This window comes from Gemmatimonadota bacterium (genome assembly GCA_009835325.1).
Taxonomy (GTDB): Bacteria; JAAXHH01; JAAXHH01; order JAAXHH01; family JAAXHH01; genus JAAXHH01.
On sequence record VXWP01000047.1, the window covers coordinates 1 to 7,289 of the forward strand.

Annotated in this window: 8 protein-coding genes; 5 read left to right on the plus strand and 3 right to left on the minus strand. The window is 62.5% G+C overall.

The window, feature by feature from the left end; genetic code table 11:
- The first annotated feature begins 183 nt into the window (after positions 1 to 183).
- Positions 184 to 876 carry a hypothetical protein gene (locus tag F4Z81_06040; protein ID MXW04610.1) on the plus strand — a complete coding sequence of 231 codons (693 nt, stop codon included), beginning with the start codon at positions 184 to 186 and terminating at the stop codon, positions 874 to 876.
- Between the two features lie 39 nt (positions 877 to 915).
- On the opposite strand, the gene F4Z81_06045 is transcribed toward F4Z81_06040, so the two are convergent.
- Entirely contained in the window at positions 916 to 1,299 is a 384-nt protein-coding gene (locus F4Z81_06045) for a nuclear transport factor 2 family protein (GenBank protein ID MXW04611.1), read from the minus strand.
- Positions 1,300 to 1,478: 179 nt separating this feature from the next.
- On the opposite strand from F4Z81_06045, the gene F4Z81_06050 reads away from it, so the two are divergent.
- The 4 genes from F4Z81_06050 (at position 1,479) to F4Z81_06065 (ending at position 5,526) form a co-directional block, all read left to right on the plus strand.
- A complete protein-coding gene (locus tag F4Z81_06050) occupies positions 1,479 to 2,303 on the plus strand; it encodes a phytanoyl-CoA dioxygenase family protein (protein MXW04612.1) in 825 nt (274 codons plus the stop codon).
- 125 nt (positions 2,304 to 2,428) lie between these two features.
- Positions 2,429 to 3,178: an SDR family oxidoreductase gene (locus tag F4Z81_06055; GenBank protein ID MXW04613.1), complete on the plus strand. Its 750-nt coding sequence runs from the start codon at positions 2,429 to 2,431 to the stop codon at positions 3,176 to 3,178.
- A gap of 31 nt (positions 3,179 to 3,209) precedes the next feature.
- Complete coding sequence (locus tag F4Z81_06060) at positions 3,210 to 4,649, plus strand: gamma-aminobutyrate dehydratase (GenBank protein MXW04614.1); 1,440 nt, start codon at positions 3,210 to 3,212, stop codon at positions 4,647 to 4,649.
- A gap of 10 nt (positions 4,650 to 4,659) precedes the next feature.
- On the plus strand, positions 4,660 to 5,526 hold the full coding sequence (locus tag F4Z81_06065; protein ID MXW04615.1) for a bifunctional 5,10-methylenetetrahydrofolate dehydrogenase/5,10-methenyltetrahydrofolate cyclohydrolase: 867 nt from the start codon (positions 4,660 to 4,662) through the stop codon (positions 5,524 to 5,526).
- Positions 5,527 to 5,530: 4 nt separating this feature from the next.
- Here F4Z81_06065 and F4Z81_06070 read toward each other — a convergent pair whose 3' ends face one another.
- Complete coding sequence (locus F4Z81_06070; GenBank protein ID MXW04616.1) at positions 5,531 to 6,556, minus strand: hydroxyacid dehydrogenase; 1,026 nt, start codon at positions 6,554 to 6,556, stop codon at positions 5,531 to 5,533.
- The gene (locus tag F4Z81_06075) at positions 6,549 to 7,193 is read right to left on the minus strand and encodes a transcriptional regulator (protein MXW04617.1); all 645 of its coding nucleotides are present in this window, start codon (positions 7,191 to 7,193) and stop codon (positions 6,549 to 6,551) included. Before F4Z81_06075 ends, F4Z81_06070 begins: the two co-directional genes overlap by 8 nt.
- Positions 7,194 to 7,289: the final 96 nt, after the last annotated feature.

Below are 7,289 nucleotides of genomic sequence, written 5' to 3' on the forward strand. Positions count from 1 at the left end.
GGGGAAACACTGGATAGGATTTTGAAGATTCTCAAGAAATAACCCCATGACGGAGATTGGCATGCCGTGTGACCCTATAAAAGATGCGTTGCGCGATCCTGACAAGCCTTGGTCGGCTGAGCGTAGAAGGTTGTCTCTCGTTGAAATGTGCGCGTTTGGTTTCCAAACAGGACGGATGTCTACTTGATCATCTGGATACGCATCGGGACGCTGGAGTCTTATAACAAGGACGGCAGGGATTTCTGGCTGAAGAGACGTCTCGAGGAAATCTCCGGGCAACCGTGCCTGATGCTGCACCAGGAGCAGATGACGCCGGAGATCGTGGCCCCGCTGAAGCCTCGCGCTATGCTGCTCAGCGGCGCCGGCACCTTCTTCCAGCATTTCAAACCCGATGCGTTTTACGGTTTTGAGGATACGCTGAACGCGATGGCGGACGTGCCAACCCTGGGACTGTGCGCCAGCCACCAGCTCATGGGGTTCATGTTCAACGACGGTTTTCGCAACCTGACGGAACTCGAAGACGAGATGATGCGGCCGCTGCGGCCCGGCGAACCCGACGTGCTCGATCCCAATCCCGATGCGCTGGGCTATTTCTGCGAAGAAGGATTTTACCCGGTGAGTCCGGTGCGGCCCGATCCGCTGTTCGACAAACTGCCCGATCCGGTGGTCGTCCGGCAGTCGCACTACGCGGAGATGAAGACCGTGCCGCCGGACTTCGATCTCATAGCGTCGAACGAGAACTGCCGGATCCAGGCGATCAGGCACCGGGAGCGGCCCCTGTACGGCACGCAGTTCCACCCGGAATACTACGTCGACGTCTACCCCCACGGCCGGAAGATCCTGGAGAACTTCTTCCGCGTGGCCGGGGTGTTGTAGAGACTAACCAGGGGCGATCGGAATCTACAATCTACAGGCTCACGTTTCTTTTCTGTGCCACCACTCTTCGAGGGCGGTGCACTGAAGAGTGCCCTGTTCGCTTGAAAACACGAGCCTGAACGTCCCGTCGAGCGTGACCCGCGCTCCGGTTGCCTGCAGCGTGTATTGGGCTTGCCAGCCGGCAATCGCGGTATCGTCTCTTACCGCCCAGACCTGCGACGCAAACTCGATGTTCTCGTGTGTTTCCACCGCGTACTTCTGCCAATACGCCCGAATTTCGTGCCGTCCTCTCATTGGTTCATCAAAGGGCGTTTCCCGATAAGTGGCCGTCTCGGCAAACAGCGTCACCACCTGGTCCGGGTCGCTACCCTCCCAGGCACGGCCGTATTCGTCGAGCCAGTTCCGAACGTCCTGTTCCGTCATGGTCTTCTCCGTCCTCAGCTGCGTGATCTACACACCGCCAAACGTCGCCATTTTGGGTAAAGCGTAATGGCACAGTAACTTGTGTCAAGGGCATTCGGAATATCGCTTGACATAAGGTTATCGTGCGTGATACGGTTTGCGTATCCGACTCGTTCGATATCGATAAAAAAGAGGTTCCAATGGCCATACATAATTTCGGCATGAGCGAGCTGGCCCGGTTTGCCGAGGAAGGCTACCTACGTCTCGGCCGGGTGGCTTCCGACGAACACCTGCGGGCCATGCGCGACCGCATCGACGACATCATGATGGGCAAGGTCCGCTACGAGGGCATGCCCATGCAGCGCGACACGACGACGGGCGAGTACGGTGAACTGCCGACGAGGACGTTCGAGGAAAGCGAGGAGACGCTCGCTTACCGGCGCATCGACGATCTGCAGCTGGATCCGCTCTACCTGGGATACATGCAGCATCCGTTTTTCCGGGAGGTCACGGAGGCCCTCATCGGTCCGAACGTCTCCATCTTCCGGGCCATGTTCATGAACAAACCGGCCGAGCACGGCACCCATCTCCCCTGGCACCAGGACGTCGGCATCGGGTGGGGGCTGGATTCGAATCCGGAGGTGACGATCTGGACCGCCCTCGATCCGGCGACGGTGGAAAACGGCTGCATGCAGGTCGTGCCCGGCAGCCACAAGCACGGCGTGATCAACGAGATGCACTTCCCGTCGGAGGAGGACCAGGCCAGATACGCACGCGATGAAGACTGTATCTACATGGAAGCCGAGGCGGGCGAGGCCATTTTGCTGAACAACCTGCTCCTGCACCGGTCGGCCCGCAATCCAACCGGAAAGCCCCGCCGGGCATTCAGCATCGCGTACATGGACGCGTCCACGCGGGCGGTCAATACCGGTGAAACCTTCCCCGTTATCTTCGGAGAAGGTGCGCTGACCGGAGGCGAACTGATCGATGGCGCGCTGGCCGATGGCGCGTTGGCCGGCCGCTGACCGATGGCGCATTGACTGATGGCCGAGGGCGTATTGACTGATGGCGTCCAGCCAGATAGCACGCCGACCGGCCGCTCGAAGACCGCCGGCACACCGACCGAGAACGCACTCCGGGAGAACCGACATTGAAACTAGAAGGGCGCATCGCGCTCATCACGGGCGGCGGAACGGGGATCGGGGCCGCCACGGCGAGACTCTTTGCCGAGGAAGGCGCGGCCGTCTGCGTTACGGGGCGCAGGAAGGCTCCGCTGGATGAAGTCGTTACCGCCATAGAGGCTAAGGGCGGACGAGCGGTGGCCGTTACCGGGGATGTGGCCATCACCGAAGATTGCCAGCGGATGGTCGACCAGACGACAGCCACCTTTGGGAAGATCGACGTGCTGGTCAACAACGCGGGGACGGCGACGCTGATGGACGCCGCCGAGATTACGGACGAGTTGTGGGACCAAACCTTAGCCACCAACCTCTCCGGCGCGTTCCGCATGATCCGGGCCGTCCTGCCCGGCATGATTTCCCGGAGCGCCGGGAGTATCGTCAACGTCAGCTCGATCCTCGCGCAATCGGGAATGAAGAAGTCGGCGGCCTATGGCGCCTCCAAGGCGGGACTTGACCAGTTGACGCGTGTCCTGGCCGTCGAGTTCGCAGATCGCGGGATTCGGGTCAACGCCGTAGCGCCGGGGTGGGTGGATACCCCCATGACGGAATCCGTGCAGGCCCATGCCGCCATGTACCAACGACTGAAGAAAAAGCACCCCATGGACCGTTTCGGTGTGCCTGATGAAGTGGCACAAGCCATCCTGTTCCTGGCTTCCGACCAGGCATCCTTTACGACCGGATCGGTTTTGATGGTCGACGGGGGTTGGAGCGCAGCCTGATTGTAATCATGAAACTGACCGGAGACCGAAAATGGGTTTGAGAACGGCCGAAGAATACCTGGAAGGATTGCGGGACGGCAGGACGATCTACTTTCGCGGCGAGCGGGTGCCGGACCTCATGGCGCATCCGGAATTGCGCGTGGGCGCTAAGCACACGGCACTGGACTATCACCTCGCCGAGGACGAAGCGCACCGGGACCTGTTCACCGCGTTGTGTCCCGAGTCGGGTGAGCGCGTCAGCCGCTACTTCATCCCGCCGGCTAACACGGAGGACCTGCTGAAGCGCCGGGAGATGATCGAGACGAGTACCCGCGAGGGCAGCGGCGTGGTCCTGCTCATCAAGGAAATCGGCACGGACGCCCTTTTCTCGCTCCGGCTCGTCGCGCGGCAGATCGACGAGAAACATGGCACAGGGTACCTGGATCGCGTGAAGAACTACCACGCCGAATGCCGCGACCGCGACCTGAGCATGGCCGTGGCCCAGACGGATGCCAAGGGGGACCGCAGCCGCCTCCCATCCCAGCAGACCCACCCCGATTACTACGTGCGGATCGTGGAACGCCGTCCCGACGGCATCGTCGTCCGCGGAGCCAAGGCCCATACTACGGGGACCGCCTTCGTGGACGAAGTGGTCGTGCTGCCCACACGGGCCATCTCGGAAGAGGACAGGGACTACGCCGTGGCCTTCGCCGTGCCCGTCAACACACCGGGCGTGCGGCTCATCGCCAGTCCCTTCGGGTTCTCGGGCGAGAGCACCTATCACCACCCGGTCAGCTCGAAGCACCACCTGGTCGAAACCCTGACCGTGTTCGACGACGTGTTCGTACCGAACGAGCGGGTCTTCCTGGCCGGCGAGTGGGATTTCGCCGGGGTGCTGGCCAACGCCTTCGTGGAGTTTCACCGGTTCACGGCCGTGTCCTACAAGCCGCCGCTCCTCGACCTCTTCATCGGCGCAGCCTCCCTGATCGCCGTGTACAACGGGGTGGAGAAGGCGAGCCACATCCGCGACAAGGCCACGCGTCTCATCACCTACACGGAGACGGTCCGCGCCCTGACCCGCGCGGCCGCCATGGACTGCAAGGTGGTGGACGGCATTGCGGTACCGGACACGCTCACGACCAACATCGCCAAGTATCATTTCGCCAACAATTATCACGAGGCGGTGCGGGATGTGCAGGACATCGCCGGGGCCCTGCTGGTCACAGGCCCGTCGGAAGCGGACTGGCACAACGAGGAGACGAAGAGCGACCTGGAGCGCTACCTGGGCGGGCGCAAGGGCGTGCCGACCATGGACCGGATGAAGGCCATCAATCTCATCCGCGACCTCACGGCTTCGGATTTCGGCGGGTACCACGAGCTGCTGGCTATCCATGCCGAGGGCTCGCTCGAGGCGCAGAAGATAACCATATTTCGCGGATACGACCTGCTGCGGTGCATGGATGTGGCGAAGAAGGCCGCGGGGATCGAGTAGGGGAAAGCCAATGAGTTCCGGCAATGGCCCGGTCATCATGAGCGGCCGCACGCTGGCCGACGAGATGCAGGCCAGGCTCGCGAATGAAACGGCCGAAATGCGGGAGCGGGGGATCACGCCTGGGCTGGCGACGATCCTGGTTGGCGACGACGGGCCCAGCGCGACCTATATCTCCATGAAACACCGGGCGTGCGACGAGATCGGCATCCGGTCCATCCATACCCACATGCCCGCATCCACTTCACAGGAAGAACTGCTGCAGACCATCGGCCGCATGAACGAAGATCCGGAGGTCGACGCGATCCTGGTTCAGATCCCGCTGCCGGAAGGACTCGATGAGGACGAAGCGCTGCTCTCCGTAGCGCCGGACAAGGACGCAGACGGGCTCAATCCCATCAACCTGGGCCGGCTGGTGATCGGCAAGCCGGGCCCCCTGCCCTGCACGCCCAACGGCATCCTCGCCCTGCTGGTCCATTACGGCGTGCCCATCGAAGGCAAGAACGTGACGATCGTGGGCCGCGGACTGACCATCGGTCGGCCGCTGGCCCTCCTGCTGTCGTTGAAACGGCCCCACTGCAACGCGGCGGTCACCGTACTGCATTCGGCCGTACCCGACCTGGCCGCCCACCTGCGCGAAGCCGACATCATCATCGCCGCCGCGGGATCGCCCGGACTGATCACGAAGGACATGGTGAAACCCGGCGCGGCCGTGGTGGCAGCCGGCATCACCAGGAAGGGCAAGAAGCTCCTCAGCGATGTGGACGAGGACGTGGGCGAGGTCGCCGGATGGATCACGCCCCGCATCGGGGGCGTCGGTCCCATGACCGTGGCCATGCTGATGGAGAATACGGTGATGGCGGCCCGTCGGCGGGTCTAGGCCCCTACGCAATCTGCCCCCAGTTTCCCAGGTCCACCTCCCCCGGTACCGGTTCCCGTCCCGAGAAGAAGTGCTCCAGCGCGCCCAGCGTGATCTCGCCGATCGTGAGGTGGCCGTAAGCGCCCGTGCCCGAGCTGTGGGGCGTGATGACCACGTTGGGGAGGGACCGCAGCCGATGATCGGGCGGCAGGGGTTCGGGCGTGGTCACGTCAAGCTGGACCTGGATCCTGCCGGTCTTCGCTTGTTCGTACAGCGCGTCGTGGTCCAGGACGGATCCCCGCGAGGTGTTGACCAGGACACCGTCGTCCCGTAATAGCCGCAGTTGCTCCGCGCCGATCATGCGGTCCGTCTCCGGGATGGACGGCGCGTGTATGGTCACCATGTTCGACGCCTCGAACAGCGTGTTCAGATCCACCCGTTCCACGTTCATACGGCCGGCGTCCCAATCACTCAGGTAGGGATCGAAGACGAGCATGCGGACGTTGAAGGGCCGGAGCAGCCGGATCACCTCCCGTCCCACCATGCTGGCGCTGACGATGCCCACCGTGGCGCCGCGCAGGAACTGGTTCGACCAGTTCTTGTCCGGATCCCGCCACATGCCCCTGTTACGGATATTGAGCGTGTCGTGGACCCACCTGCGGCTCATCATGATCAAGGCGCCGACCGCGTGTTCCGCCACGTTGAGGGCGATGGCGCCACGCGCGCTGACGACGCGGATCCCCCCGGGCACCAGTTGGCCGGTGACCATCTCCGAAGTGAACAGGTACTTGACCGATCCGGCGGAGTGGACGACGATCTTCAGCTTGTCCGCACGCTGCAGCGCGGCTGCGCTGATCGGCATAACCCCCCATCCGGTGACCAGCCCGTCGAAGCCGGCGATCCCTTCTTCCACCTCTCCGGCGGTCAACGCACGGTCGGTTACGTTCTCCACCACGTCGAAGCCGGCCAGCAACCGCCGGTAGGTCTCATCCTTGAAGACGCCGGCGGTGTGGGACGGCGTCGGCAGGTACCAGATGCGGGGTTTACTCATGGGAAATGTCCTGCTTCCGGACCAGGTACCGGCAGCGGTCGTCTCCAACTATCTTGTGCTCGTCCCGTCGCACCCCGGCATCGAGCGTACGTTCGAACAATTCCTGTTCGAACTGGCAGACCTTCGGGAATCGGCGTGCGATCTCGTAGATCGGGCAGTGATGCTCCACCAGGATATACTCATCGCCGTCCAAGTGGGATTCGGCCATGTATCCCTCCCGGTCCCGGATTTCTGCGAGAACGCGCACCTGTTCCGCGAGGTGCTGTCCGGCCATCTGTTGTTTGTATTCCGTTTCAAGCCGTTCCGTGCGCAAGGCGAAGAGGCTGTCGACCTTCTCCGTACCGTCGGTTTCGGCGATCTGTTCGAGCAGTTCCACCGCGAGTTGGCCGTACCGTATCGGGAACAGGTGCTCGGCAGCATCCGTCAGGACGAAATAATGGGCGGGCCTTCCCCGGTCCTGGCGCACGACCCGCGTCTCGACCAGATCATCGCGCTCCAGTCCGCTGAGGTGCTGGCGAACGCCCATCGATGTGATCCCGATCTCCCTGGCGAGTTGACCGGCTGTCATTTCGCCCTTGCGTTTGAGCAATTCCAGGATCTGACGGCGGGTAGTGCTTTCCGGATGGGGCATGTTCATTCTCCGAGAACGAAGTGTCGGGCGAACCAATTCGGTCTCTGTGCCTGTTTCTTATGCATCTCTATCTATTTTAACATGCCATCCCAAATATGGAAC